22 protein-coding genes and 2 pseudogenes are annotated in these 25,956 nt (G+C 59.1%); 19 read left to right on the top strand and 5 right to left on the bottom strand.

Annotated elements, in window-relative coordinates:
* Positions 1-360: 360 nt before the first annotated feature.
* The 8 genes from nifB (at position 361) to IVA92_RS08030 (ending at position 5,903) form a co-directional block, all read left to right on the top strand.
* On the top strand, positions 361-1,917 hold the full coding sequence (gene nifB, locus IVA92_RS07995) for a nitrogenase cofactor biosynthesis protein NifB (RefSeq protein ID WP_247279073.1): 1,557 nt from the start codon (positions 361-363) through the stop codon (positions 1,915-1,917).
* Positions 1,918-1,934: 17 nt separating this feature from the next.
* Positions 1,935-2,159, top strand: a complete 225-nt coding sequence (locus IVA92_RS08000) for a 4Fe-4S binding protein (protein ID WP_247279052.1) — start codon at positions 1,935-1,937, stop codon at positions 2,157-2,159.
* Positions 2,160-3,275: 1,116 nt separating this feature from the next.
* Positions 3,276-3,596 carry a nitrogen fixation protein NifZ gene (locus IVA92_RS08005; protein ID WP_247279053.1) on the top strand — a complete coding sequence of 107 codons (321 nt, stop codon included), beginning with the start codon at positions 3,276-3,278 and terminating at the stop codon, positions 3,594-3,596.
* Positions 3,593-3,832, top strand: a complete 240-nt coding sequence (locus IVA92_RS08010; RefSeq protein ID WP_247279054.1) for a nitrogen fixation protein NifZ — start codon at positions 3,593-3,595, stop codon at positions 3,830-3,832. The genes IVA92_RS08005 and IVA92_RS08010 overlap by 4 nt, the downstream gene beginning before the upstream one ends.
* Before the next feature lie 11 nt (positions 3,833-3,843).
* Entirely contained in the window at positions 3,844-4,203 is a 360-nt protein-coding gene (locus tag IVA92_RS08015; RefSeq protein ID WP_247279055.1) for a hypothetical protein, read from the top strand.
* Positions 4,204-4,338: 135 nt separating this feature from the next.
* Positions 4,339-4,476, top strand: coding sequence for a hypothetical protein (locus IVA92_RS35960; protein ID WP_247448739.1), 138 nt, complete (start codon positions 4,339-4,341; stop codon positions 4,474-4,476).
* 713 nt (positions 4,477-5,189) lie between these two features.
* Positions 5,190-5,453, top strand: coding sequence for a hypothetical protein (locus IVA92_RS08025; protein ID WP_247279056.1), 264 nt, complete (start codon positions 5,190-5,192; stop codon positions 5,451-5,453).
* 117 nt (positions 5,454-5,570) lie between these two features.
* Complete coding sequence (locus IVA92_RS08030) at positions 5,571-5,903, top strand: hypothetical protein (RefSeq protein WP_247279057.1); 333 nt, start codon at positions 5,571-5,573, stop codon at positions 5,901-5,903.
* Between the two features lie 377 nt (positions 5,904-6,280).
* Here IVA92_RS08030 and IVA92_RS08035 read toward each other — a convergent pair whose 3' ends face one another.
* On the bottom strand, positions 6,281-6,835 hold the full coding sequence (locus tag IVA92_RS08035; protein WP_247279058.1) for a peroxiredoxin: 555 nt from the start codon (positions 6,833-6,835) through the stop codon (positions 6,281-6,283).
* Positions 6,836-7,357: 522 nt separating this feature from the next.
* Here IVA92_RS08035 and nifH point away from each other — a divergent pair.
* From nifH to IVA92_RS08080, 9 genes and pseudogenes are all read left to right on the top strand, one after another.
* A complete protein-coding gene (gene nifH / locus IVA92_RS08040) occupies positions 7,358-8,248 on the top strand; it encodes a nitrogenase iron protein (RefSeq protein WP_026233535.1) in 891 nt (296 codons plus the stop codon).
* A gap of 99 nt (positions 8,249-8,347) precedes the next feature.
* The gene (locus IVA92_RS08045) at positions 8,348-9,043 is read left to right on the top strand and encodes a nitrogen fixation protein NifQ (protein WP_247279074.1); all 696 of its coding nucleotides are present in this window, start codon (positions 8,348-8,350) and stop codon (positions 9,041-9,043) included.
* Between the two features lie 7 nt (positions 9,044-9,050).
* Positions 9,051-10,103 (top strand): IS30 family transposase, encoded by a 1,053-nt coding sequence (locus IVA92_RS08050; protein ID WP_247279059.1) that lies wholly within the window; start codon positions 9,051-9,053, stop codon positions 10,101-10,103.
* Positions 10,104-10,675: 572 nt separating this feature from the next.
* Positions 10,676-11,823: pseudogene (locus tag IVA92_RS08055) on the top strand (homocitrate synthase); the annotation flags it as partial.
* A gap of 118 nt (positions 11,824-11,941) precedes the next feature.
* Positions 11,942-12,274, top strand: coding sequence for a nitrogenase stabilizing/protective protein NifW (gene nifW / locus IVA92_RS08060; RefSeq protein ID WP_247279060.1), 333 nt, complete (start codon positions 11,942-11,944; stop codon positions 12,272-12,274).
* Between the two features lie 1,147 nt (positions 12,275-13,421).
* Positions 13,422-14,534, top strand: coding sequence for an electron transfer flavoprotein subunit alpha/FixB family protein (locus IVA92_RS08065; protein ID WP_247279075.1), 1,113 nt, complete (start codon positions 13,422-13,424; stop codon positions 14,532-14,534).
* A gap of 11 nt (positions 14,535-14,545) precedes the next feature.
* The gene (locus IVA92_RS08070) at positions 14,546-15,853 is read left to right on the top strand and encodes an FAD-dependent monooxygenase (RefSeq protein ID WP_247279061.1); all 1,308 of its coding nucleotides are present in this window, start codon (positions 14,546-14,548) and stop codon (positions 15,851-15,853) included.
* Positions 15,854-15,894: 41 nt separating this feature from the next.
* Entirely contained in the window at positions 15,895-16,191 is a 297-nt protein-coding gene (locus IVA92_RS08075) for a ferredoxin family protein (protein WP_247279062.1), read from the top strand.
* A 560-nt stretch (positions 16,192-16,751) separates the two neighbouring features.
* Positions 16,752-17,282 carry a hypothetical protein gene (locus tag IVA92_RS08080; RefSeq protein ID WP_247279063.1) on the top strand — a complete coding sequence of 177 codons (531 nt, stop codon included), beginning with the start codon at positions 16,752-16,754 and terminating at the stop codon, positions 17,280-17,282.
* A gap of 829 nt (positions 17,283-18,111) precedes the next feature.
* On the opposite strand, the pseudogene IVA92_RS08085 reads toward IVA92_RS08080, so the two are convergent.
* Positions 18,112-18,889, bottom strand: a pseudogene (locus IVA92_RS08085) (RMD1 family protein).
* Positions 18,890-19,666: 777 nt separating this feature from the next.
* Here IVA92_RS08085 and IVA92_RS08090 point away from each other — a divergent pair.
* Positions 19,667-20,413 (top strand): energy-coupling factor ABC transporter permease, encoded by a 747-nt coding sequence (locus tag IVA92_RS08090; protein ID WP_247279064.1) that lies wholly within the window; start codon positions 19,667-19,669, stop codon positions 20,411-20,413.
* Positions 20,414-20,867: 454 nt separating this feature from the next.
* A complete protein-coding gene (locus IVA92_RS08095) occupies positions 20,868-21,389 on the top strand; it encodes a thermonuclease family protein (protein ID WP_247279065.1) in 522 nt (173 codons plus the stop codon).
* A gap of 1,689 nt (positions 21,390-23,078) precedes the next feature.
* Here the strand turns inward: IVA92_RS08095 and sugE are convergent.
* The 3 genes from sugE to IVA92_RS08115 all read right to left on the bottom strand — a co-directional run bounded on the left by sugE (position 23,079) and on the right by IVA92_RS08115 (position 25,909).
* The gene (sugE, locus tag IVA92_RS08105; protein WP_247279066.1) at positions 23,079-23,393 is read right to left on the bottom strand and encodes a quaternary ammonium compound efflux SMR transporter SugE; all 315 of its coding nucleotides are present in this window, start codon (positions 23,391-23,393) and stop codon (positions 23,079-23,081) included.
* Between the two features lie 108 nt (positions 23,394-23,501).
* On the bottom strand, positions 23,502-24,515 hold the full coding sequence (locus tag IVA92_RS08110) for a radical SAM/SPASM domain-containing protein (protein WP_247279067.1): 1,014 nt from the start codon (positions 24,513-24,515) through the stop codon (positions 23,502-23,504).
* 416 nt (positions 24,516-24,931) lie between these two features.
* Positions 24,932-25,909, bottom strand: coding sequence for an IS66 family transposase (locus tag IVA92_RS08115; protein WP_346658118.1), 978 nt, complete (start codon positions 25,907-25,909; stop codon positions 24,932-24,934).
* Positions 25,910-25,956 lie beyond the last annotated feature (47 nt).

Genomic DNA, 25,956 nt, shown 5'->3' on the forward strand with positions numbered 1-25,956 from the left:
GTTGTCCTTCAAAGCGTCCGGAAACGTCTTTTGCGGATTGTGCTTTGCATACGCGTCACATTTCGGCGACAAGATTAACTTTCAACGACACCAGCCGCCATGCTCTTGGCCCAAGGGCATAGATGAAGCAGCGTACCCGCCGTCATCATAGCGCGGCCAGCGCTCTTGTGATCGCAATTTCTGTCAGCTTTCCAACATGAGTTGATAAAACGGACATTCGAGCAGGCGTTATCTAACTGCTTGAAGCGAACCAAAAAATTCGTTTGTGGCAGGTATGGCACGCCAGTTGCTCTTGGCTTTCAGAAACGATTCTGGGGATGCTTGCCTGGAAGGATTCGACTTGCGAAGAGAATTGGAAAAATGAGTACTTCAGCGCAACACCAGGTATCCTGCGGCGGCGGCGAGATCAGCGAGACCATGCAAGTCATGGCTAAGCACAAGAGCTGCGGTACGGTCGGTGGAAGCGGCAAGGCGAGCTGCGGATCTCAGGCCGGCATCGGCAATGTGCCAAATGAGGTCTGGGAAAAGGTGAAGAACCATCCCTGCTACAGCGAGGAGGCGCACCACCATTATGCCCGCATGCATGTCGCGGTCGCGCCCGCCTGCAATATCCAGTGCAATTACTGCAATCGTAAATACGATTGCGCCAACGAATCGCGCCCCGGCATTGTCAGCGAGAAGTTGACGCCGGAGCAGGCCGCCAAGAAGGTGCTGGCGGTCGCTTCCGCGATCCCTCAGATGAGCGTGGTCGGCGTTGCTGGCCCTGGCGACCCCCTGGCGAATCCGGACAAGACATTCAAGACGTTCGAGCTCGTCGATAAACTCGCGCCAGATCTCAAGCTGTGCCTCTCGACGAACGGTCTGGCGCTAGCTGATCATGTCGACACGATCGCAAGACTCAAGGTCGATCACGTGACGATCACGATCAACATGATCGATCCCGATATTGGCGCAAAGATCTATCCCTGGATCTTTTACCGCCACAAGCGCTACACAGGCATTGAAGCTGCAAGCATCCTCAGCAATCGGCAGCTCCAGGGCCTGGAGATGCTCACCGCGCGCGGCATCCTTTGCAAAGTCAACTCGGTGATGATTCCCGGGATTAACGATCAGCATCTGGTTGAGGTTAACAAGGCCGTGAAGTCGCGCGGCGCCTTCCTGCATAACGTGATGCCGCTGATATCGTCGCCCGAGCACGGCACCGTGTTCGGTCTCAGCGGGCAACGCGGCCCGACCGCGCAGGAAGTGACAGCATTGCAGGATAGCTGCGAAAGAGAGATGAACATGATGCGTCACTGTCGCCAGTGCCGCGCCGACGCCGTCGGACTGCTTGGGGAGGACCGCGGCGCGGAGTTCACTATGGAAAAGATTATGGCCATGGACATCAAATATGATGAGCAGGCCCGAAAGGAGTATCAGGCCAAAGTCGACAAGGCGCGCGTTGCAAAGCTTGCGGCCAAGCAGGAGCAGCTTGCGGGGCTCGCCAGCGCGTCCAGCCAAATCAAGGTGCTGGTGGCGGTTGCAACCAAGGGCTCGGGATTGATCAACCAGCACTTCGGTCATGCCAAGGAGTTCCAGATCTACGAGCTCTCGACTTCAGGCGCAAAATTCGTTGGCCATCGTCCTATTCACCCCTATTGCCAGGGCGGCCATGGCGAGGACAGCAAGCTCGAAATCGCCATCGGCGCCATCAACGATTGTCATGCCGTGTTCGTGTCAAAGATCGGCGGCTGCCCGAAGGCCGAATTGATCAAGGCCGGAATCGAACCGGTCGATCAGTATGCCTACGAGTTCATTGATGGCTCGGCGATCGCCTGGTTCAAACTCTATCTCGATAAAGTCAATGAGGGGAAGATCGAGCACGTTGAGCGGGTCGATCGGGCGGCCCACCGCAATGCGCTGATTTCCGCCGCCTGAGAGGATGGGTTCAGACAATGCCGTTCAAGATCATCGCCTCGCAATGCACGGGCTGTTCGGCGTGCGAAACGCAGTGCCCGAACTTTGCTATTTCCGAGCGAGCCGGCGTTTTCCTGATCGATCCTGAGAGATGCACCGAGTGCGCCGCCTACTTTGATGAGCCGCAATGCGTGGCGGTTTGCCCGGTTGACAATACATGCGTGCTCGACACGGCACTGCCGCGTCACCAGGAGCCTGCTTGAGGGCTACGATGGATGTCACTACGACACTAAAGGTTCAGAAACTCGGGCGGATGATGCTCCGCCTTGACGAGGCGCCGGCCGCGGCTTTCGCCTTCTCAGACCAGGTGGACGGCTCGCCCTGGTCCCAAACGTTTTCGCAAGTTGCCAAGTCATATTCTAGCGACGAGCACGTCGGCGGGAGCGCGTCGAGCTATTCCTGTCGGCCCCAAGGCCGCCGTCTTGAGCGTGGAGGATCGATTTCGCCGATGGGCCCACGAAGAGCGGACGCGTCTTCCGCGACACCAATCCAGGCACCTGCAGCCATTGTTGATCAGGCGACATTCATGCCCGAGGCCTTCTTCAGTTGGTCATCCGAAAGAGGGCGTCCTCGCCGAGTCCTGTCTTGGTCGCACGGTGTCGACTCAGCCGAGCATCATCCCAAGGCGACAGGGCTATCCTATCACCTCGATGAAAGTGCAGAAAGTACACCTGCGCCACGCCAAGGCGTTCGCACCGGATCACGTGATGCGGAAACGAATTTCTTGCCACTGGTGCGGTGGGCGCCACCAAGCCGGAATTCGGCTGCTATGAGAGCACCTCGTGTGGGTCTTCCTGTTCTCGCTCGACGCATATTGCCGACTTGCAGATGCGTCTCGGGCAACTGGGGAAGGACGGCAGCTGTCGGGAGACTGCTGGGGCTTTGCCCCGCGGACAAGGCTGGCGCCAAGGCGTTGTTGGGCACGCTCGAGCGTATGGGCGGGACCGTGAGTGATGACGTCCACAATGCCATCGGTTGCCGGGGTAATCAGGTCGACTCTGTCGGCTGTGCGCATCCCGCGCTGAAGCACGCGCCTCGCCGCCGGCTCAAGCACGCCTCCCTCGATGGCAGACGCGCGTGCCGCGTCGATGGCTTCTTCAACATCAACCATGGGCTCACGACAGTCTCGAGCATCTGGAGTTTAGGTTGCGGGGGTTGATGTTGCTGCACCGGGATCCCGACAGGCTCATGCAATCCGTGATCGCAAGCGCCGCCGTGCGGGAATGGAGGGCGTTGATCGAGCATCATGATAGGGTGGTCCGTAAGGCCGGGCGCCTGCAAGGCGCGGTACAATTGAACTATGGAACAGGGACGGCAGCATGAGCAACATCGCCCGTGACAGTGACATCGTCGAGCTGACGGACGCCCCCTTCTTTGATTATGGTGACAACGTGCGGGCCAACCGCACCATCCGTAACGACGGCACCTATGTAGGCAAGGAGATCGGTGAGGTTCTGGTCAAGAAAGGCGAGCTTGGCTATGTCATCTCGATCGGCACGTTCCTGCAACAATTTTATATCTATGGAGTCGAATTCCTCGGCTCCGGCAATCGCGTCGGCATGAAATGCAAGGAGCTCGATCTAGTCACGCCAAGCCACGAAGGCGAGGAGCCGTTCTTGCCAGGAGCGGCACCCCAATGATCGAACCAAGATCGCCAAAATACCGGTCAGGCCAACGTGTCAAGGCGGCAATCGATCTGCTCAACGACGGTTCCTTTCCCGGCGCGTCGGCGGAAGAGTGTCTGGTCAGCGTCGGGTACATTGGTGAGATCGTCCAGGTCGGTCGCCATACGGAAGCGAACCTACCCATTTATATGGTCGACTTCGGCAAGCACTTGGTGGTTGGCTGCCTCGAGGCAGAAATCTCTGCAGTCTAGGATATCGCGCAATGAACGCCGCAATCATCAGACGACATCATTCCGGATTGCCTGCGCATCCCAACGAGCTCGACCGGTGGCGGATCGTGCGCGCGCTGACGAAGCGCGAGCACTACCGATATGTCTCGCCAAAGGTGACAGCGGTTGCTGGCGGCTATCTGGTCGAGAGCCCGTGCTGCTCAGGCAATATCAATGCGGAGGGCGACCTCGTCGACGTCGCGCTGCTGCACCACGATAGGACTGGGGCGGCATGGCAGCTGCTCCGCAAAGATCACCGCAAGGGCGTCTGGGAGTGGCATTCGACCCATCAACGGCTTGGCTTGGCGACAGCGGTTCTGAACGCCGACCCTGAACGTTTGTTCTGGCAATAAGGATTGTGGAGATGGTGCTCGAAGGCGACTTGACAGAGATCGAGCAGACGCTCGCCGCTATTGATACAGCCTCTGAGCCCTGCCTGACGCTCCGGCAGAAAGTTCCACATCTTGCCTTCTTGCGAGGCGTCCGACATGACGCAGAGTCCGTTCCGCCGGCTTGGAAAGTTCGACCTGCATCTGCTCGACAGTGGAGATCACTGTGTACAGATCACGAATGATCCACACCGCGCCGCCGGCATTGTGCTGGCCAAGCGCTCTGGCAAGTCATGATCAAGCAATCGCCTTCCGGTGCCAAGCTCACACAGGACGGCTAGGCCCGCGGGTTGCTTGCCATGCCGTAGTGCCCGGCCCGGGAAATATCACGATCAGGTCGCTCGCTCGTTCATCGGGTCCATGTGACGGGGGCAGGCGATGGTCTCGCAGAAGTGTTCGCTGAGGGCGGAATTGCCTGGGTATCTCAACGTGGCTTATTACACCGAGGATACTGCGGTAGATCAAATGGGGATGAGCGAACCGTGCTCGATCAGCTGACGAGGAGTAACGGTCAGGCATTGCAAGATTTGGCTTTGTGAGTACTCGCCCTTAAGTCCGCAGGACTTGAGAAAATAGGAGAAGACGTTTGCTCTTCGCGCGGTAACGCCGTGCACTCGCCGTGAAGGCCCGTTGATGCGCGCGCAAAGTGAGGCAGTGCGACTGTCCCGGCCGATCCGCGCTACTCCATCAATAGTATTGGCGCCTGGAAATATCATACTACGAAATTGGTGAGTGAAGTCGGCGCATTCAAGCAAGAAGCGCTTTTCGAGTTGTTTTTCGAAGACGCATCGAGCGTCCCTTCTCTATGGCTTGCTTCCATGTTGAAGGGGCTGACGTGCACGTCGAAAATCGGGTTTGTCACGCGGATAAAGATCCAGAGGACAGAGGACAAATTCGCGTGTAGTTCCAGTTCTTATCTCGAAGAGAAAAATCCGCTTGAATAGTTGTCGATGACCATTGATATGGTAATGGGAAGCAGTTGCGTCTTCGCCAAAAGCAAGACGCTGCAGGCAAATGTGCAAAGCGAAATCGGAGAACACGTGGCAAAAAGCACCAAGCGCAAAGAGTATAGTAAGGATGACGTCAAGCTGCTCAAAGCGCACTCAAAGGCCCGCACCCCTGTAGCTAGGGTTTCAAAGCTTATGAAGCGATCCGAGGGCTCTCTAAGACAGAAAGCACGTACCTTGGGGATTGGCTTGGGTCACCAGCGCTGAGATACGCGTGAATGTTCGGAAATTGACCGGCGTGATGATCGAGACGGCCAGGCGGCTTACGACCGCCGGGCCACCTGATCTTTTTCAGGTCCCTGCGCCCGAGGAGCAGCTCGCGCGATGAACGAGCTGACCGGTTTGCTGAGCGGCTTACATCGTGAATATAGATTTACTGAGCTGGGAAAACACGGTCCGCGAGCGTGCCGGCGGATCATCATCTCGGCCGGTAGACGTCATTCGGCGCTGAGCCATCTCCCTCTGCCTCCATACTTCTCGAGGCGCGGCGACTGGAACCTAGTTGCCCCCAAGAGGGAGCTTGGCACCATTTTTCCGAGTCCGGGGCCGACATCGTCGGCCTACAGCATTAGCGGCCGGCGGCTGACGCAGATCGCTCTGATGATGCTGCCGGCCGGCAAGCCGCAGAAAGAAGGGAATAGCCGCGATCCGGCCTAGGGCGACAACATAGGTAGTCCGGCAGGAGATGTGCAGACAGCAGGCGCAGAAGCGTACAAGCATTTTGTATGTTCATGCGGAGCCGCGCCGGCATCCTCTTGTATGCGGGATTTGTTGTGAGGTGAGCAAAGCAGTGGTGAACATTGTTCATCGTTATCATCGAGACCGTCGATTTCGCCGCCGCGAGTGCCGCGCGCGGACAGCGCGGCGGCCGCGGCAGACTCCATGTCGGCAATGAGAATTGAATTGCGGGCCGCACTCGCTAGCAGCTGGCCGCATTTGCGGTAAGATCGTCTCATCTGGTATCCGACCAACGATTGAATCTGACGTCCTTCGAATGCGGGAGCTGCTCCTTGCTGCACTTTCGATATGTTGCCTCAGGCAATTTTAAGCGTGTCGCCGCCGATTTCGCGGTTGCAAGGGCAGAGCTCATCAGTCTGTATCGCATCCAGAACGCGTAACGTGTCAGTCGGGCTGCGGCCGACATTGAGGCTTGTCGCATAGACATGCTGGATCGTGTTCTCAGGATCGACGATGAAGGTGTAGCGATGCGCGATGCCATCACGCGATCGCACTCCAAGGCCATCGACCAGTGCGCCCTTGGTGTCGGCAAACTGCCAGATCGATAGACGGTGCAGATCCTTGTGCTCACGCCGCCAGGCGAGCTTGCAGAACTCGTTATCGGTCGAGCCACCAAGCACGACTGCATCGCGATCGGCGAAATGCTTGGACAGGCGAGCAAACTCAGCGATTTCGGTTGGGCAGACGAATGTGAAATCCTTCGGGTAAAAAAAGATGACTTTCCATTTTCCGGGGAAACTCCTCTCAGTCAGCGTCTCGAAGGCGCTCTGCCCGTTCTCCTCTTGCAGGTGAAAGCCGGGCTTCACGCCTGTGATGTCGAACGGCGGCAACTTACTTCCAATTCCAGGCATATTGTCCTCACAACATCGCGTTACACGGAAACAGCGTTCCGCGACTGGCAAAGCAAGCGATATGCCACCCATCTGCCGGCAAGTACCCATCATGCCGGTCGTGGAACATTCGCCTTTGATGCTGGCGTGTCCTCGAACCCCATCTGCACCGGATGGTCCTCAATTGACTTGGCCCGGCATTCCCCGTTCCGCGCTCTTTCGCCCGGCACTCGTAGTGGAATCCACGCGCCGGCTTTGTCGGGTTTGTCTCAGAGCTCTTGCCGCTGTCGGGTCCGCCACAGCATCCAGTCTCGGACGCTGCGCTATTAGTCGAGCCTAGTCAGATGCTTAACGCGCGTGCGAACGAATGGCACGCCAGTTGCTAACTGGATGCAGCAACAACGAGTGAGGGCTGAGGGCACGCCGACGCCGATGGCGAGCGATGGCCTCCTTCCCGAAACCCGTGTGCCCACGTTTCTGAGAGAGAGAAACAGCCTCGCGCGTTCCGCGCGAAAAATTGGCAATCGGTTGATGGAGAGCAACATGTCTTCGCTGAGACAAATCGCGTTTTATGGCAAGGGTGGCATCGGTAAATCGACAACGTCGCAAAATACGCTGGCGGCTCTTGCTGAGCTGGGTCAAAGGATTCTCATCGTTGGCTGTGATCCCAAAGCGGACTCGACTCGCCTCATCCTGCACGCCAAAGCGCAGGACACCATTCTGAGTCTGGCGGCGAATGCCGGCAGCGTTGAGGACCTCGAAATCGAGGACGTCATCAAGCTCGGCTACAAGGACATTCGATGCGTCGAGTCCGGCGGTCCAGAGCCGGGGGTGGGGTGCGCCGGAAGAGGCGTGATCACTTCGATCAACTTTCTGGAGGAGAATGGCGCCTATGAGGACATCGACTATGTCTCTTACGACGTGCTCGGCGACGTTGTCTGCGGTGGCTTCGCGATGCCTATCCGCGAGAACAAGGCACAGGAAATCTACATCGTGATGTCCGGCGAGATGATGGCGATGTATGCCGCCAACAACATCTCCAAGGGTATTCTGAAGTATGCGAATTCCGGCGGCGTGCGCCTCGGCGGCCTGATCTGCAACGAGCGGCAGACGGACAAGGAGCTGGAGCTGGCAGATGCTCTTGCCAAGAAGCTCGGCAGCCGGCTGATCTACTTCGTGCCACGAGACAATGTCGTGCAGCACGCGGAGCTGCGCCGCATGACTGTGCTGGAATACGCGCCAGAGTCCAAGCAGGCGGATCACTATCGCAATCTCGCGACCAAGATCCACAACAATGCGGGACAAGGCGCCATCCCGACGCCAATCAGCATGGACGAGCTCGAGGATATGCTCATGGAGCACGGCATCATCAAGCCTGTCGACGAGAGCCTGGTCGGCAAGACCGCCGCCGAGCTCGCCGCTGTTTCGGCATAGTTGATGTTGTCGGCCTTCTCGACCGGGGAAGGCCGACATCGTCCACTCAGAAGCTGGGGGACCTTCATGATTGGCACACAAAGCAAATTGGCCGATACGATGTCATCTCCTGTATCAGCAGCTCACATCGCCGAGCAGCGCGACCCAAGTGAGCTCTACGGGCTTCTGACCGGGCGCCATCCAACAGAAGTCGACATCAGCGACGATGACGATTTCGATCGCCATGTGCTCGCTTGCGTTCTCGCCGCATCCGCTATGGATGGCGGCCAACTTCCCGAACGGGCTGGCTTGACTAACCAGGAGCTCGATGCGCTCTTGGTGCAATACTTCCCATCCACCCCAGTCAGGAGTTGTACCTGGCGCGAACAGTCCGCGTTACCGGCTCCTGACGAGACGATTATGGTGCGCGACCTCCTGCTTGCGCAACGTTCCACTCATGGCGAGGTCGGCGGTTGGCTCGCGACGATGATCGCGCGGCGCGCCATGGAGCCTAATCACCTGTGGGAAGATCTCGGTCTGCGGGAGCGGGACGAATTGTCCCGCCTCCTGATGCGCCATTTCGGGCCGCTGGCGGCTCGCAACACCAAGAACATGCGCTGGAAGCGCTTCTTCTATCGCACGCTATGCGAAGATGACGGTCTGGTGGTGTGTACCACGCCGGTCTGCACGGAATGCAATGATTTTGATCTTTGCTTCGGCGAGGAGAGCGGGGAGAGCCGGATGGCCGGACGCCGGCGGGATCATCTGCGTCGTCTCGATGACTCAGTCCAAGCCATCCCAAGTTCGCAAGACTGAGCTCATAATGGATGCCCCTTCGGTTCACGATGCAAGTGCAACACCTGCTAAGGTGTTGTTGCGATGGGAAGATTATGGCCAGCTCAGCCTTGAAGAGCGCGTTGAGATATACCGCCTGCATGCAGGCGGTATATCTCAAAATCAAATTGCGGCTGCACTCGGCCGGGCGCCATCGACGATCAGCCGGGAACTTAAGCGCAACTCCAGGCCGACGAAGGCTTGGGCCGGTGGCTACGAGCCGGTCCGGGCCCAGCAATTAGCCGAGCGACGGAGGCGGTGGGATTGTCGCTTTAAGCTGGCGCGCCAGCCAGGCCTGCGAAGACGCGTCGGCAAAAGCCTTGCGATGGGACATTCGCCGGAGCAGATCGCCGGTCGGCTGGCGCTGAAGCATGGTCGCGTCATCATCAGCCATGAGTCAATCTATCGTTTCATCTATCATCGGACGGCCCAGAAGGATTACTGGGATCGCCTGCTGCCGCGTCACAAGAAAATGCGAGGGCGCCGGCGACGGGGCGGCAGCTCCGCCAGCCTCATCAAACAACGGCGCTCGATCACCGAACGACCTGCTGAGATCGACGGCCGCCAGGCGCCAGGCCATTGGGAGGCCGACTTCATGATGTTCTCCCGATGTGGTCAGGGGCTGATGGTTCTCCACGAACGACAAAGCCGCTTCAGCATGGTTTGTCGTCCGGCCGATCGAAAAGCCGTCCCCACCTCTCGGACCATCGCCCGCCAGCTCGGCAAACTGCCACCAAGGATGCGCCAAACCATCAGCTTCGACAATGGGAACGAGTTCGCCGAGCACCATCGGCTTCATATCCTCGGCGTCCAGACCTTCTTCTGTGATCCGCACAGCCCCTGGCAAAAAGGCGGCGTGGAAAACTCGATCGGCCGCTTACGGCGCTGGCTGCCCCGCAAGACGGATCTCAATCTCCTCACGGCCGCCGATCTTCGACGGCATGTTCAGCGCCTCAACAACACCCCACGCAAATGTCTGGACTTCAAAACGCCTGCCGAGGCATTCTCCCAACTCAAATCAGCCGTTGCACTTCAACCGTGAATCCATCCCCCCTCCAGGCGCGAGTCCGGGTGTATCGGACGAGCTTTCGGCTAGCTGTCACATGACGAGACGGGTTTGAAAAGACACAAACAACTTCGCGCAGGCTGCCTAAGCAGGACGCGGCGGCGCCTGATGATCGCGGCTTGATAACTGGCGGAGGCGACCGTCACATTTACCGCCGAGATGTTCTATGTTGACGCGACGATCGACGCCAACATCCGCCTCTTGATCGCGCCCCGCTGAACTTATTTACGAACACCGACTTGTGGTTGGACCGAACCCGATGGCTCAAAAATCTTCTTAAGCGCCGGAATGCACGCGTCTTCCCCGAAGTGCTGTAGCTTGAGGTGAGGCCCGAACCGTTGGCCGGCTAGCAAGCTTCCAAGCTCGGCGCCTGCCTTCAGCTCGGTCGCAAGCGCACCGAACCTGGCGCTCCGCCGTTTCCACCCTGTCGGATTTGCGACACACCCGACTAATCTGAAATTCGGCGTCATTCACAGGTTCTTGGGAATTCGAGCGGGTTGGCACAGCAGTTGCTGAACAGCTTCCGGAATAAACATACGGAGCCGCTGATGGCGTTCGCCGCCGCAATTACCGGGCCCAACAAAGATCGGTCGAGGTCCATAGTCCTTAACGACACCACCTTGCGCGACGGCGAACAGACACCCGGCGCGGCCTTCACGACACCGGAAAAGGTCTCGATCGCGCGTGCGCTGGCCGCGGCCGGAGTCACGCAGATCCAGGCCGGAGCGCCGGCGATGGGTCAGGAAGAGATTACCGCGATCCGAGCGGTCGCCGAAGCGGGCCTTGCGGCCACGATCATCGGCTGGTGCCGATGAAACCCGCGGACGTCGATGCGGCGATCGAGGCCGGTGTTTCGATGGTCAGCCTATCGATTCCATCGTCCGACGTGCAGATTGCGGCGAAACTCGGTGGCGGCCGCTTGGCCGCGCTGGAGCGGGTGATGCGCGTCGTGGCCTATGCTCGCAACAGGGGACTGTATGTCGCGGTGGAGGGCGAAGACTCCTCGCGTGCCGATGTCAACTTCATGATCGACCTGATCGCAATCGCCAAGGCGGCCGGCGCGCGGCGCTTTCGTGTCGCAGATACGCTGAGCGTACTCGATCCCGACGCGTCCTTCGCGCTCGTGGCCGCACTGCGCGCCAGCACCGATCTCGAGCTCGAATTCGACGGCCATGACGATCTTGGGCTAGCGACGGCTAATACGCTGGCGCCGATCAAGGCCGGTGGGACGCACGCCTCTGTGACGGTCATTGGACTGGGCGAGCGAGCCGGCAATGCGCCGCTGGAGGAAGTTGCCGTCGCAGATAGGCAGCTCTACGGCCGTGATACCGGCGTGCTGGTATCTGAACTGGAAAAGCTCGCGGCCGCCGTTGCAGCCGCAGCGTGCCGCACCATTGCGCTCAACAAGGCGATTGTCGACGAGCATGTCGTTACCCATAAACCCGGCATCCACGTGGGCTCTCAAAAAGACCGGCCCACCTACCAAGCGCTCGACCCGGAGTTACTCGGCCGCTCCCACCGCATTGTGATCGGCAAGCATTCAGGCCTTGCCGCTATCACTTCGCTCTTGTCCGAGTTGCAGGTTTCGGTCACCGCCGAGCAAACCGAAACCATTCTCGCGCGCGTCAGCAAGCATGCCATCGAGCACAAAGGCCCAGTTTCCCAGAAAACGGTGGTGGCGATCTGGCGCGACATTCACGAGAGATCGCTCGTCAACCGAGGGCGATCGGGTGGTCAGCAATGCGCATCGCGCGATCAGGTTGGAACATTCGAGCCAGGACGGTTTCTCGGCGCGGATCTAATGGAGGTTGAAAATGACGACGGACGGGATCCTTTCGCAATTGAACAAGGCCTCGGCGGCAGAGGAGTTTTTTGCACTGCTCGGCGTCGAGTACAATGCGAAAATCATCGACGTGGCGCGGCTTCATATCCTTCGTCGCATGGGTCAATATCTCGCCGGCGAGGAGTTTACCGGTGCATCAGATCCTGACATCGCCTCGCGTTGCAAGGCCACGCTTGAGCGCGCCTATGCCGACTTCGTCACGTCCTCCCCGATCGAACAGCGCGTGTTCAAGGTCCTGAAGGATGCGGCCGCACCACAACCGAACAAGCATCCAGCATTGGTGCAGCTCGGTTCTTTGGAGTGAATTGAGTTTATATCTCGTGCTCTGGAGCGTGAAGGTTCAGAGAACCTGCCAACGACCCAAGTTGCAGTTACGGGCCTCGCGGATCCGCAGCTTGGACTCGGCTCCTTAAGGTAATCACGGCTCAGCCCGGATATTTCCGTCGTTTCAAGCTGGTCTCATGGTGCAGCTATCTCCTGCAATGGTACGCCGGCAGCGGGGAGCGCATATTTAGCGAGGAAAGCGCAGCAAGGTTCGGATGACTGTCTTCTGTCGCATTCCGGACACGGGTCAGCACGGTTTCGAATGTTCCGATCCTCGTGAGAGGCTGCCAATCCGATTTCCTTCAGTAAGATTCTGTATTGGCGGTCAATTTTCACCGTCTGCGCAATTGGTACGACAATTGCTGACATATGCTCAACTACTCTGGAGAAGCGAATGCACACCTTGGTCCGCATCGAGTTTGTTTTGGACGCCGCGCAGTTTCGCGCGCGCTGCCTGTCGGCATCATGATGCGTCACGACGCCAAAGCGATGGTTGCATATTCCGGCCTGGCTGAGCTGAAAGCTGCGCTTGATCCGCGCCAAAGATTCGTCGACGAAATCACTCCCGTTGGCCGATCTATGGCCGAGACTTCCCGGGGGGACACCTTGCTCTCCAGCGCCGGCCGCGCGGCGCCGTTGACGGGCGGCTTCACCGCCGGCCCTCGTGCCCTCGCCAAGAGTTGCGGGCGTGTCGCTGCAATCGGCAAGATTGCGAGGGCATTCAGAGTAATGGATCGCGTTTTCACCGGCAAGCTCGCGGCCGACAATGGCACCAGCCGAGCCTCTGGTAGGTCCTCGATCTGTTCCAGCTCGGTTGCATCTCGAAGATGAGGGGGACCAATCGATCGGCTCGCGTGACCGCGCGGTTGCGTGCCTCACTAGTTGCCAAATGGTGGCCCCAGAATGCCGAACCCGGAAAGAGCCCGCAGCGCGTGCTTCCGGGCTCGTCGACAAAAGTCCAGCAATGGGTGTCTCGGCCCCGCGCTGCTGCCAGGCGGTGTTGACAAAATGACGGCGGGCACGCGGCCGAACGTTAACTGAAGCAATCTTCACCCGCGAAGTCAAAGCTGGAGGCGGAGCACGCTTCGCTGGCGAGCCGCTACTGAACACGGATGGGAGTACAGATGATGAGCACCGCACCCAAAAGCGCAGCTCCGGCCGCGGGTGGTGGTCGCGCGGCGACCAAGAGGGAGCTGCCCGAACGATTCAAAGCGTATAAGCACGTCTGGGTCTTCATCGAGCAGGAACGCGGGATAGTACACCCCGTCTCCTGGGAGCTGATGGGTGCCGGCCGACGGCTTGCCGACAAGCTCAACGTTGACCTCGCCGCGGTTGTCATCGGCCCAGTCGGGGAGACGACGCAGCAGGCGGTCGCCGAATCCTTCTGCTACGGCGCCGACCTCGCCTATATCGTCGCGGATGATCTCTTGGCCGATTATCGCAATGAATCCTACACCAAGGCCCTGTCAGAGCTGGTCGATACGTACAAGCCGGAAATCCTACTCCTAGGGGCAACTACACTCGGCCGCGATCTCGCCGGTTCAGTGGCCACCACACTGCTCACCGGCCTAACTGCCGACTGCACCGAGCTCGATGTCGATGCCGACGGCTCGCTTGCAGCGACCCGGCCGACGTTTGGCGGCTCACTATTGTGCACGATCTACACACTGAACTACCGTCCACAGATGGCAACCGTCCGTCCGCGCGTCATGCCGATGCCCGACCGCGTGACCGGCGCGGTCTGGCGCGTCATCTCGCATCCGCTCGGGCTTGTAGAAGAAGATATCGTCACAAAAGTGCTGTCGTTCCTGCCAGACCGCGATTCTAAAAAGTCCAACCTTGCCTATGCCGACGTGGTCGTCGCTGGAGGGCTCGGTCTGGGGTCGCCTGAGAACTTCCAACTGGTACAGCAGCTCGCGGACGTGCTTGGCGCCGAATATGGCTGCTCGCGGCCGCTGGTCCAGAAGGGCTGGGTCAGCTCGGACCGACAAATCGGCCAGACCGGGAAAACCATTCGGCCAAAGCTCTATATCGCGGCCGGTATTTCCGGCGCGATCCAGCATCGCGTTGGGGTGGAGGGGGGCGACCTCATCGTTGCCATCAACACCGACAAGAACGCTCCGATCTTCGACTTCGCCCATATCGGCATCGTCACCGACGCCATTCGACTGTTGCCCGCATTGACCTCTGCATTCCGCGCGCAGCTGTCGCCGCACTCGCACGACCGCATCGCTGGATAGGGGAGCTTGTTATGATCGAGGAAAGATTCGACGCGATCGTCGTCGGTGCTGGCATGGGCGGGAATGCGGCAGCGCTGATCATGGCCGAACGGGGCCTAAAAGTGCTGCAGCTGGAGCGCGGCGAGTATTCGGGGTCGAAGAACGTGCAAGGCGCCATCCTCTATGCCGATATGCTGGAGAAGCTGATCCCGAATTTCCGAGAAGATGCACCGCTTGAGCGGCATCTCGTCGAGCAACGCTTCTGGATCGTCGACGAGCGTTCGCACACCGGGATTCACTATCGCTCCGATGATTTCAACGAGGAGAAGCCGAACCGCTACACCATCATCCGCGCCCAGTTCGATAAATGGTTCTCCCAGAAGGTCCGCGAGGCCGGCGCCACGGTGCTGTGCGAGACCACGGTGACCGAGCTCCTCCAGGATTCCCATGGGAGGGTCGTCGGGGTGCGCACAGACCGAGATGGAGGTGAAATCCATGCAGATGTCGTCGTGCTGGCCGAGGGGGTGAACGGAGTGCTGGGGACGGGTGCGGGCTTAAGAGGGCGGCCGAAACCGGACAAGGTCGCACTCGCGGTCAAGGAGATGCATTTCCTATCGCGCGAGACAATCGATGCTCGCTTCAATCTCAAAGGCGACGAGGGGCTCGTCATCGAAGCCGCCGGAACCATCTCCCGCGGCATGACCGGTATGGGCTTCATCTATTCCAACAAGGAATGCATATCGCTCGGTATCGGCTGTCTTGTTGCCGACTTCCAGCGTACCGGCGAGACGCCTTACGGCCTGCTCGAGGGCTTCAAGCGTCACCCGTCCGTCGCGCCGTTGATCGAGGGTTCGGAAGTAAAGGAATATTCCGCGCATTTGATCCCCGAAGGTGGATACAAGGCGATCCCGCAGCTTTGTGGTGAGGGCTGGGTCGTTGTCGGAGACGCCGCCCAGCTCAACAACGCCATCCATCGCGAGGGGTCCAATCTGGCGATGACGTCGGGCCGTATCGCCGCGGAAGCGATCTGCCTTATCAAATCGCGAAATGATCCGATGACGGCCAAAAATCTTTCGCTTTACAAAAAGCTGCTGAATGATTCGTTCGTGATCAAGGACCTGAAGAAGTACAAGGATATGCCGGCACTTATGCATACCCACTCGCAGAACTTCTTTCTCACATATCCGCAGCTCTTCTCCAAGGCGATGCAGGATTACGTGCGCGTCGACGGCACACCAAAGCTTGAGAAAGAGAAGCTGATGCTGAGCTCGTTCATCAAGGCGCGGTCGTGGAGTGGACTGTTCAGCGATGCCCTGCGCATTGCCCGGGCCTGGCGGTGATCACAAACCAAAGACAACGACGAACGACGGAGCCAGAAACAATGCCGAGCGAGCCATCCCGACGTGTCGAGGACAAACTGTTCTACAACCGCTATCTCGTTGATTCCGGCCGCGCCCATATCAAGGTGCGGCCGCACACCACACCATCCTCGCGGCTCTTATCGATGCTGAAGGCCTGCCCTGCACGGTGCTACGAGCTCAGCGATAAAGGTCATGTTGAGGTGACAGTCGACGGATGTATCGAGTGCGGCACCTGCCGGGTGATCTGCGAAGAAAGTGGTGATATCGAGTGGAGCTACCCACGTGGCGGTTACGGTGTGCTATTCAAATTTGGTTAAAGCTTCGGGATAGCGGCTGATTGGCAGGCTGCGGCGTTCTCGCGATACAACGAGATCACGCGCGAAATTGAGATTTCATCTGATTCAATCGAGTCCCGATCTTTCCATCTACCGGGCGGGCCCTTGCCAGGTTCCGCTATAATATGCCCCGGAGATAGGCAAAGCGAGCGGATCCGAAACAGGGCGCAACGCATTGGCGGCATTAGCTCGTCCACCTCGGATCTGTCGACCAATCCTGGTTCTCTTCCCCAATATCTGGCCGGTTTCGTCCTTCTTGGAGTTCGCGGCGATCCGCCTGCCGCCACTGCCTCGCGACGCTGCCTATCACCTACAAACGGAACGCTGGAATCAGGACTTCGCTTCGCCATAGCCGCCGGCCCCACGAACGTGCCATCGAGCGCCTTGTAGACAGACAGGCACGAGCGGATCACGAAATTAGCGCTTTGTGACTCCTTCGCGCGACCGCCGGCTGCGCGTTCGTCAGGCGGGCTGCGCACGCAGCACACAATTTTGCACTTTCATTCGCCTGTATCGCCGGGATATATGATCGGCCGGAGAGCATGACGATGGTTCGATTACAAAAGAGCAGGGCAGCCGCTAACGCGCGGCGAGCAGAGGCACGCCGTGAGAGTTTGGTCGGCGACATCCAGGCCCGCATAGCCGAACTGAGAAGCTTGCCGCGCGAGAAGCTCGCGGATGCGGTGTTCATGCTCTCGATGAATGCAAGACGGCAGGGCGAGTTGATACGACATGCGATCGAGAAGCGCGCCGAGGTCGACTTGGACTTTGAAGCGCCGCCGAATGCTGATTTGGCGACCTATCTCGCGAATGATGTGGTCTCGACCTTACGCCACCACGTCGCTGACTTTCCGACCTTGCTGGACCTGTTGGTTGAGCGAGCGCCTGACGTCTGCTTCACCGTGGATCGGGAGGAGGCCGTTTCGCTGCTAGCCGCAATCATTCGCGAACAGCGGCTCGAAGGAGTCCTTGAAGGCCTCAGGCTCGCCGGGCTCCTGAACCAGCCAGCGAAGGATCGCCATGCCTGGATCGGTTCGGAAGCGGATTTGAGAGGAGCTGCCGAGCGTGCGTGAGTGTCCAGGGGGCTTTGAGGGACAGTCCTGCAAGATGGAATGTCCAGAGCGGATGGGGACGTCAGAAAATCTCGGCGCATGCTTGCGAGCTCAAAACCGCATCGAAATTCGCGGCGTAGTTCCTTTGTCATCCGTTTAGTATTTATCGCTGACGCGGAGCCGCTATGCACGCCCGGTCGCAGTCCCCGGCCGCGTCAAGCTCGGCGACCTTCGCGTTAGCGAGGGCGAGATCCGCAGTTCTGAGCTTTCATGTCCAGTTGCAGCGCGCGTTTTCGCGCTGGCGGATCATGCAACCGTTCGCTAACAGCCGCGCAAGGGAAATCACGGCAGGACACGTCGACCGAGCCGCAGCGATGTGGCAAAGCGGCGAAAGGCAGTCGCTCAACCCAGTGAGGCGTCCTGGTGAAATCGACCGACCTTGTTTCGGTAGTCGCTGGCTGCGCCTGGGCGGCGGGGCAAGGCCTGGCAAGTATTCCGCGACCAAGTCGAGAACAGCAGAGAAGCTGAGTGGCGGCCCGCTGCAAATTGGGCAAAAGGGCCTTCTTGGGTGGCGCTGGATCGTCCACATGAACGCTCCGCCGCGCGTCTGCCATACACCCCCTATCCTTGCTCGATCCTCGGGGAAACGAACTCGCTTCGGCTATTTGCTGTGTTCGCGAGCGCACCGGGATTTCGCCGAACCTCGCGTCCACGAGCACGGGAAGACATAGCCGAAGTCCGCAGCTGAGTGCAGCCTAACGGCGCGTCCCACGTCAACGCTTGGTCAGGTCGGTCAGTAGGCCCGCTCAAACCCCACGAAGGCGCCTCCACGCGCTACGGCCAGCCGCACTCAGTGAGCTGCTGTAATAATCTGAAAGCATCCGATCGCAACTTCCATCACGATCAGCACGACTATAACGCACTCAAGGCGCAGCGAGCGCCGTGTGTCGATGATGTCCGTCAGTGCGTTTGCCGTTCCGGATATGGCCGACAGCTTGCGCTCAAGCATCTCAAGACGCTCCTTCAGCTCGTATTCGTCTTTCAGACGCGAATAGAGCCGCTCGAGTTCCGGCTTCTCCCAGAGTGTGTCGGGCTTTTCGGCAAGGGCGACGCGGCCCGCGACGCGCTGCTGGACCAGGAGCGCATTGCCGATCAGTTGGAGAATGCCCTTGCGGCCCCGCGGCGTCCGGCCGCGCTCGGCTAGTTCGCGTGCAAAGGGTTCGATCACGTCGAACACCGCGGCGACACGGCGCTCATCTCGCTCCAGCGCCGTGCTCTTGGCTAGCGTATCGGCGATCAGCAGCAGCCGATCGTCGGTAAATTCTCTGAGACAAAATCCGCCCGCCCGGCAGGATGACCTCGGCGCTCTGGTCGTTGCAGAGCTGCGGCTGCGCGCTCTCCTCCTCATAGGAGCTGAGTTCACCGATGACCCGCGATATCAGGGTTTCGATCAGAGCGGTTCCTTCCGAGGGCGACAATCCGATGAGCACTACAACGCCATAGCGGAAGATCACGACAAGGCCCGCATGAATGCGGAAAGCGACCGGCGTCGAGGACACTAGCGTTCCGATTTCGAGAGCCGACGGGCTGATGCGATCGCCCAGCATGACTGCGCGAATGCTCAGCATCGAGGCGGCCGCGGTCTGTTCGGAGACGGCAGGCTTACCGGGCGTAAGTTGATCCATGTTCACTTTAGCATCCGGTTTGACTGCGACACGATAGCGTTCCCCCGGGACCTTCAAACACGTCCAGAACTTCGTCGCAGATCGTGCAGCGGAATTTGCCGGGCGCGTCGCTGAGAGATGATGCTGCGATCCAGAAAATGCCGGCTCCAAGTTTGGATGGGTGCGTCGCCATTTCCATGTTCGTGCATGCTTGGCCGCAAGGTCAATCGAACGACCCAGCAAGCTCTTGGAGGATTTCGACGACCCGGGCCGCCAAACATTTGGCTGCGCCATAGGCGTCGTCCTCGAAACAAGGTCGAGCAAGATTGATGCCGAACCGGTGTCTTCGCGCCAACGGCGTCGGGAGTTTCCGCTTCAATGGGCGAGCGAAAATGATTGTCTGAAACGGCAAAGGTTGACCAAAGACTGGCCGCGATGTGTGTTCAATTTCCGCCAGAGCATGTCGGCTACAGAACACGGCGAATCCTGCGCGCCGCCGGATGCTTCAAGGCAATCAGAGCCTTAACCGCCGCAGCGGCGCTGGCATAGCTGTTGCATGAAATGTCGCAATGACCGAGCGAAGGCGGAGTGCACACCCGGTCCGATCTGGCGAAAACAGGACGTTACCAGTGGACCGAGGGTGGCGAAGGTGAAGTGCCGTTTCCAACCGTTAGTCACACGACAGTCCCGGCAAATTCTTGAGCGAAGGCCCGAGTACAACGGCAGAAAGGACTCGAGACCGTGCATATCGAACCCGGAATAGTAACAGACGCCAAGCTCGTGTTGAGGTACGCGACAGGCATTGCGACGGGCTGCGTCATCGCCAAGCTTGTGGTCGAGACCATACGCGAGCGGGGCGCAATGTCATTTGCTGTGCAAGCCATCGCCGCGACGGGCCTTGTGTTCACGTTTTTCGAAATCCTGCCGCACTTTGCGGTTGGGGTCTCCGAAGTGCAATTCGTCCTGCGCTCGACGCTGTCACTGTTGTTCGGCGCGGCGCCGGTTGCCCTTGGTCTTGCGCTCGGCCTTTTGCTGCAAGGCGTGCTCTTTGTTCCGACCGACCTGCCGCAATATGGTATGAATGCCAAGACGCGTCTAGTGCCGCTGTTTGCCATCCGGGCGCTCGCCAAGCGGCTCATTCCATCCAAGGCTGCCTATCGCGATCTGCAGTACAGTAATGCGATTGCGCTCTCGACTGCGTATCAATCTGCAATCATTGTCTCGGTCGCGTTTTGGGCGCTTTATGGCGCGGGCTTCGGCGCCGCCAACCTCGGTGACGTCGCATCGTTCGCGGTTTCCTATGCAGTTGTGGCCTTGGTCGAGCCGGTGGCTGATCTGGTTGTGCTGGCGCTCGCGAAACCAATTGGGCGGCGTGAGTGCGAGGGCATCTGTCGCCCACCGCTCTTAAAAGGCATGTTGCTGTTGATAGCAACGATGGCCGTCATGTCGCCCGTTTTGCTCAAGCGATGCGTACGCTTTCCCCGATAGCAGCCGGCTGCCGCGATCCCGGGCGACGCGCGATCGCTGCTATCCGTGGCAGCGAGGGGGCTGAGCTTATGCTCATTCCGCACAAGGCGACCAGGAAATCATATCTCGACGACTTGCGGCCGGCCGTCCGCGTCGGCCCGGTCGCTAGTGAGCGGACGCGCACTACCGAGTTCGACCGGCTGGTGCGTGATGCGGCCAAAGCGAACTGCCGCAACGACCTGGAGGAATGGCGGGATGCGGTCAGCGCAGCAGCCTGGTCGCAGAGCATCCGGGGCGAGGTTGGACGCGAGGGGAGTCTTGCACTGCTGATACACGGGGATTCATCCGTCGAGCGAGCTTACCCATGCAACATTAGCAGCCTGCTCAGCACAGCCGCGATGGCACGCCGTTCGGCGGCTTCCCATGCTCTGCAGCACTCGGCCGGAATGTTCGTAGTTCGACAGAGAAGATCGCTATGTATGGATTGATCGTGGTGTTGACCATGCTCGCACTGTGCAGCATCGTGTTTGCCGGCGAATTGACGGGGCCGGCAAAGGTCATCAGCACCGACACCCTTGAAATTCACGGGACACGCGTTCGGCTCTGGGGCATCGACGCGCCGGACAAAACTCAAATGTGCCGAGATATCAACGTCAATCAATATCGATGTGGCCTCAGGGCCGCGAGCGATCTTGAAAGCTTCGTTGCAGAGCGCGAAGTCAGTTGTCTGTCAGTCCTGGAGGATGAGTGTGGACGGACGATGGCGATCTGTTCAGCTGATGGCATCGATCTCGCAGAATGGTTGGTGCGTAACGGTCTGGTGCTCGATTGGGCGCGATACTCCAGGGGACGATACCACGCTCCGCAACGCGCGGCCGATCGTGCCGGACGGGGCTTGTGGGCGGGCAGCTTTGCCGTACCTTGGCTATATCGAGCGTGCATTCGGTTAGGTGGTCGACCAGCCAGCTGTTCTGACGACGCGAATGCACACCCTTGACTCGTATTCCCCACACCAGAATATATGCCAGAGTCGGTTCCGCACAGAGTGGCAGTCACGGGCGAGCTGGCCTCGACCGGCAGTGAAGCTTACCACTGCCGCCCAATCATGCTCAAAGAAGTAGGATGGTCTCAAGCTCTCGTAAGCGCGAAAGTCGCAAGACAGAAAATCGCAAGCTCCGCAGGAACGCCATCGTTCTCGGCGTAATTCTTCGGAACCATGGACTCGCGGTCATGCCAAGGCGGCGCCTTTTCGAGTTCGAGAGAGAGCCGCATTTACTCGGAAGAATGGCGGGCTCTCCGGAGCCTAAACAAGACAAAGGCGTGGCACGGAACAACAATCAGATTCCGCTGGGTACAGGTTGAGCGGAAGAAAGAAGGCTACTGGCGTTCAAGGCACCACTGGGCGAGGTAGGCAACACGAATGAAGCTTGGGATGCAGCCTACCTCCACGCCATTCGCCTCAAACTTTCAGGTTTTGACATGCCCAGAGCGCGCAGCTTGATTCCCAGAGGTCGCCAGATGCTGTCCCGCCAAAACTCATACACTCGCGCTCAAATCTGATGGACCAAGCAGGTGCGACGCTTGCTCAACGCCGCCTCCCAGGGGCCATCGAAACGACGGTAGTCGAATTGCGCCCTTTGCCGCGGGAACGCCGCATAGGTACCTTTCCGGACTTCGCTGCTGTTGGCGATATCGGCCGCGATTGCCTTTTCAAGCCACGGCTGCTCCGACATAGGCCAGCATTTGGCCGGGCGGGTAAGAAGCCTAACACCACATGAGCGGTTTCGGTGACAAAGACGTGTGGACCTGCCTTGCACGCGCCGATCACAACAATGCCACAGAAGACAATGCAGCTGTTCGTTCGGTTGGAAACAGCATGGCTCGCTGACAACTGGCTGGAGATCCGCTGAATGAGCAACACCGCATGCGACGAGCGCAACTGCTGCGGCAGCCCGAACAAGAACGTCAGATCGCATATCACCTCCCGAACACGAAGTGCGCGCCTTCCAGAACGAAGCGTGAGCCACTGAACTCGCAGCGTCGCTCCCATGCCCTCGTTGTGTGCAGACTCTGTGCCGACGGGCACGATGCAAGCTCCCGGCGTTTTTCAATCGCGATGTCGTCCACCCGACAATAGCGGTCGTTGTTTAAACAAGCCGCGGGTCTGAGGTCGAACACGAATCGAATGCCGTGCGCCGGTGATTTCATGAACGCTCCTGCGAAAGAGATTGGGTGATGGAGCTTCTTTGGAACCACACAATGAAGTCGCACCGGTAATTCGAGGAGCGGAGCTGAGCTCACTCAGAGATCGCAAGCTCACCTGACTGCGATCCGCTGGGTTCATTGCCGTTCTATTCGCACGGCGATCCTCGGCAGCGAATTCTTCGTGCCGTTCTGGGTGGTGCTATTGTGCCAGACCGATGCCGGTGGGACCCTGATGGGCGGCTGGCGTATCGTGCGCTAGGGCTTTCGCGTCACGACCAGGTCGCGGCCAGATGGTCTCGGCCCAGAGGCCTTGCATCAGCATCTTGTGCTTGGCCACTTTCCTCGCCATTATCGGCGCCGCGCCCCTCAGCGGTGCGCTGGAACGTGGCCAGCTCGATCGTCTATGCCTGCAGAATGACGTGCCGGCCTCGGCGATCGTTGCGGCGCTGACCTGGTGGGGTCAATGCTTTCGATGTTTTCGTCAGGACACGAGCTTCAGCCCGACAATGCCGGCGACGATCAGCCCGATGCTGGCAAGGCGAAACGCGGCGGCCGGTTCTCCGAACAGGATGATCCCGAGCGCTGCGGTGCCGACCGCACCGATGCCGGTCCAAACCGCATAAGCAGTTCCAATGGGCAGCGTCTTTAGCGCAAGGCCGAGCAGGATCACGCTGCCGGCCATGGCCGCGAGCGTGAGCACGGACGGAACGGGCTTGGTAAAGCCCTCAGTGTATTTGAGGCCGATTGCCCAGGCGACCTCCAGCAGGCCGGCGACCAACAAAATGCTCCAGGCCATGGCGGCCCTCCGTTTATGGCAGGGTCGTCCCGCGGCTGATGTGGTGATGAGCTGGAAGGCCACCCTTGCCAGGGCTCGCGATTCGCAGGGGTCAACTTCTCTCAAAAATTAGCATTCCGACGTTATTGGTTCGGCGAATTCACACGATCGACAAAGTAGGAAGCCGTCCGTTCCGTTCATGCGATCGGCAATCTTGCAAAAAGCTGCCCCTTCGAAGAGATCCTTGTACCTGTCGCGGAGAAGGTTGCCCAGAACGTGTCGTCGCTCAAAATCCATGCAGCAGAAAGTAACGTCGCCGTTTGGGAGAAGAACATTACGATATTGCCGTTCGTCAGGGCATGTCAGTGCTCCAACGATTGGCTGCCGCGCTCCAACCATCTTCTCGCTGTTGCCAGCCCTGCTGCCCGGCGGACGCGAGCGAACCAGCGCTTCGTCAGGAATTATGCCGACAAGTTCGGGATGCACCTCGCCCATGACTATGAAGAGCAACGATGAAATGTCGGCATCGACAAGTTGGCGCATCAAATCGACATAGTTGCGCCTGACGAGACCACCATCCATGTGCGTGCCGTCATCAAAAACATGCACCAGGAAAACGCGGAACTGCAGCGCACGCAAGCGTCTTAGATCCCGCCCGTTCATCCCTACCAGGGTTGTGAAAATTCGGATTCCATGGCCACAAGCATAGGCATGCTCAACCATTTCGGTGCAAGCCGGATTGAGCCAAGGCTCCGAATACCCGGAAAAGCTGATGTCGACAGCTGCTGGTACGCGCGCCAGACATCGCTTGAAATCTTGGAGAGAAAGATGCTTCACGTCGGATATCGCTCTTTGCCGTTCGGCAAACTTGTCCTGCGGGCAATAAGAACATCCGACGACACAGCCCGTTGTCGTAGTTATCTCCAAGACCCTGCCGCCACTGATTGCGGAGCGCAGCTCCTGTAGAGTCATCGATTCTATATTGTCCACTTCCGCGCTCCGCGTTTGGAACAAAGAGACCTTGAGGGGACCGTCGATTTGCATCTCATGCCGGTTCGCCCATGCATCATTCTCCATTCGTCGTCCATCAGCGCGACACGGCACGGTCGCAAGCGCGATCGCGACAGATGAAGAAAGCGCCACGGCTCTCTCTCCTTAGCGCCCCAGTCCAGCAGGATTGGACGGCTGTCGAGTGCACATGCGTCGATGGGGTTGGTCTAACGTCTCGCTTATTCCAACAAGCATCAGTCATGCCATTGGCGGTACTGTCCATAACTCGACACGTCCGCGATAAATGTCGTCCCAAATGCCGCAACCGAAGCGCAACTCTACGCAATCGATAGCGTACAATATGACGCTACGTGCGATTCAAGCTCTCTCTAGAATGAGTTGAATGGCAGCTTTCTTATGAAAAGTGACGGTGTAGCCGCCACCCCGAGCGCCACGTCATCATGATCAACGTGGCCGGCATCGACCCGCGAAGTTCCGATTGCGAGTGCCATTGGTCCCGTCGAGAATGCAAAGTCTTCACCTTGATCGTAAGCGCTTAGCCGGGACCCTTATTGGGGCTGGCTTGACGATTTGCGGAATCGCCACGGCATGAGGTCTTCGATCCTGCTATGAGGATGGCCTTCGATGATCGCCTCGAGTGTTTCGGCGATGTAGGCAGCCGGGTTGACGTCGTTGAGCTTGCAGGTGGCGACGATCGACGCGAGCAAGGCCCAGTTTTCTGCCCCGATTTCATGACCGGCGAAGAGCGCATTTTTCCTGGTCAGGCAAACTGGCCGGATGGCGTTCTCGACCGGGTTGGTGTCGAGCTCGAGGCGCCCGTCTTCGAGGAAGCGGGTCAGCCCCTGCCAGTGATTCAGCGCATAGCGGATGTCTTCGGCAAGTGTCGAGCCGCTGGAGATCATCGACAGCTGCTTCTCGAACCACATTTTCAAAGCGGCGACGAGAGCCAACGAATGCTCCTTTCGCGCGGCGAGCCGGATGTCCGGCGATGCACCGCGCACCATGGCTTCGATGGCGTAAAGCTGTGCGATGTGCCGAACGGCGGCCTCGGCGATCGGCGATTTGCTGTTGCGGGCCAATTTGACGAAGCGCCGGCGCAAGTGGCTCCAGCAATGCACGAGCGTCCAAGGCCCTTGCAGTCGAGCGACTTCGGTCAGCCGATCATAACCGTCATAGGCATCGCATTGCGGGAAGCGTCCGCCAAAGCCGTTTAGGAACTGCTCAGCGAAGGCACCGCTGCGACTGGGGGCATATCGGAACAGCACGATCGGCGGACTTGGGCCGCTGTGGCCGCGGTCATCGGACACGATCGCCCAGAAGTAGCCTTTCTTCGTTTGGCCGCGCCCGGGATCGAGTACCGGCGCCGTGGTTTCGTCCATGAACAGACGATCCGCCGCTGCCAGATGGCGGCGCATGCGGTCGGCAACGGGCTGCAGATGGAAGCAGGCGCGACCGGACCAGTTGCCTAAAGCGGGATGGGGTTTGGTTGAATCGATTTGGGATTCCCAAATCAGTTCGTTTCTGATTCACCATGCTGGCTGGGCGGGAGGCCAGCATGGATGGGCCAAGCCTT

This window comes from Bradyrhizobium sp. 154 (genome assembly GCF_023073875.1).
Classification (GTDB): Bacteria; Pseudomonadota; Alphaproteobacteria; order Rhizobiales; family Xanthobacteraceae; genus Bradyrhizobium.

What these genes read in the sequence shown, in the direction of transcription:
- nifB (WP_247279073.1), top strand. Translation starts at nt 361, where the DNA reads ATGAGTACTTCAGCGCAACACCAGGTATCCTGCGGCGGCGGCGAGATC.
- IVA92_RS08000 (WP_247279052.1), top strand. Translation starts at nt 1,935, where the DNA reads ATGCCGTTCAAGATCATCGCCTCGCAATGCACGGGCTGTTCGGCGTGC.
- IVA92_RS08005 (WP_247279053.1), top strand. Translation starts at nt 3,276, where the DNA reads ATGAGCAACATCGCCCGTGACAGTGACATCGTCGAGCTGACGGACGCC.
- IVA92_RS08010 (WP_247279054.1), top strand. Translation starts at nt 3,593, where the DNA reads ATGATCGAACCAAGATCGCCAAAATACCGGTCAGGCCAACGTGTCAAG.
- IVA92_RS08015 (WP_247279055.1), top strand. Translation starts at nt 3,844, where the DNA reads ATGAACGCCGCAATCATCAGACGACATCATTCCGGATTGCCTGCGCAT.
- IVA92_RS35960 (WP_247448739.1), top strand. Translation starts at nt 4,339, where the DNA reads ATGACGCAGAGTCCGTTCCGCCGGCTTGGAAAGTTCGACCTGCATCTG.
- IVA92_RS08025 (WP_247279056.1), top strand. Translation starts at nt 5,190, where the DNA reads ATGACCATTGATATGGTAATGGGAAGCAGTTGCGTCTTCGCCAAAAGC.
- IVA92_RS08030 (WP_247279057.1), top strand. Translation starts at nt 5,571, where the DNA reads ATGAACGAGCTGACCGGTTTGCTGAGCGGCTTACATCGTGAATATAGA.
- IVA92_RS08035 (WP_247279058.1), bottom strand. Translation starts at nt 6,835, where the DNA reads ATGCCTGGAATTGGAAGTAAGTTGCCGCCGTTCGACATCACAGGCGTG.
- nifH (WP_026233535.1), top strand. Translation starts at nt 7,358, where the DNA reads ATGTCTTCGCTGAGACAAATCGCGTTTTATGGCAAGGGTGGCATCGGT.
- IVA92_RS08045 (WP_247279074.1), top strand. Translation starts at nt 8,348, where the DNA reads ATGTCATCTCCTGTATCAGCAGCTCACATCGCCGAGCAGCGCGACCCA.
- IVA92_RS08050 (WP_247279059.1), top strand. Translation starts at nt 9,051, where the DNA reads ATGGATGCCCCTTCGGTTCACGATGCAAGTGCAACACCTGCTAAGGTG.
- nifW (WP_247279060.1), top strand. Translation starts at nt 11,942, where the DNA reads ATGACGACGGACGGGATCCTTTCGCAATTGAACAAGGCCTCGGCGGCA.
- IVA92_RS08065 (WP_247279075.1), top strand. Translation starts at nt 13,422, where the DNA reads ATGAGCACCGCACCCAAAAGCGCAGCTCCGGCCGCGGGTGGTGGTCGC.
- IVA92_RS08070 (WP_247279061.1), top strand. Translation starts at nt 14,546, where the DNA reads ATGATCGAGGAAAGATTCGACGCGATCGTCGTCGGTGCTGGCATGGGC.
- IVA92_RS08075 (WP_247279062.1), top strand. Translation starts at nt 15,895, where the DNA reads ATGCCGAGCGAGCCATCCCGACGTGTCGAGGACAAACTGTTCTACAAC.
- IVA92_RS08080 (WP_247279063.1), top strand. Translation starts at nt 16,752, where the DNA reads ATGACGATGGTTCGATTACAAAAGAGCAGGGCAGCCGCTAACGCGCGG.
- IVA92_RS08095 (WP_247279065.1), top strand. Translation starts at nt 20,868, where the DNA reads ATGTATGGATTGATCGTGGTGTTGACCATGCTCGCACTGTGCAGCATC.
- sugE (WP_247279066.1), bottom strand. Translation starts at nt 23,393, where the DNA reads ATGGCCTGGAGCATTTTGTTGGTCGCCGGCCTGCTGGAGGTCGCCTGG.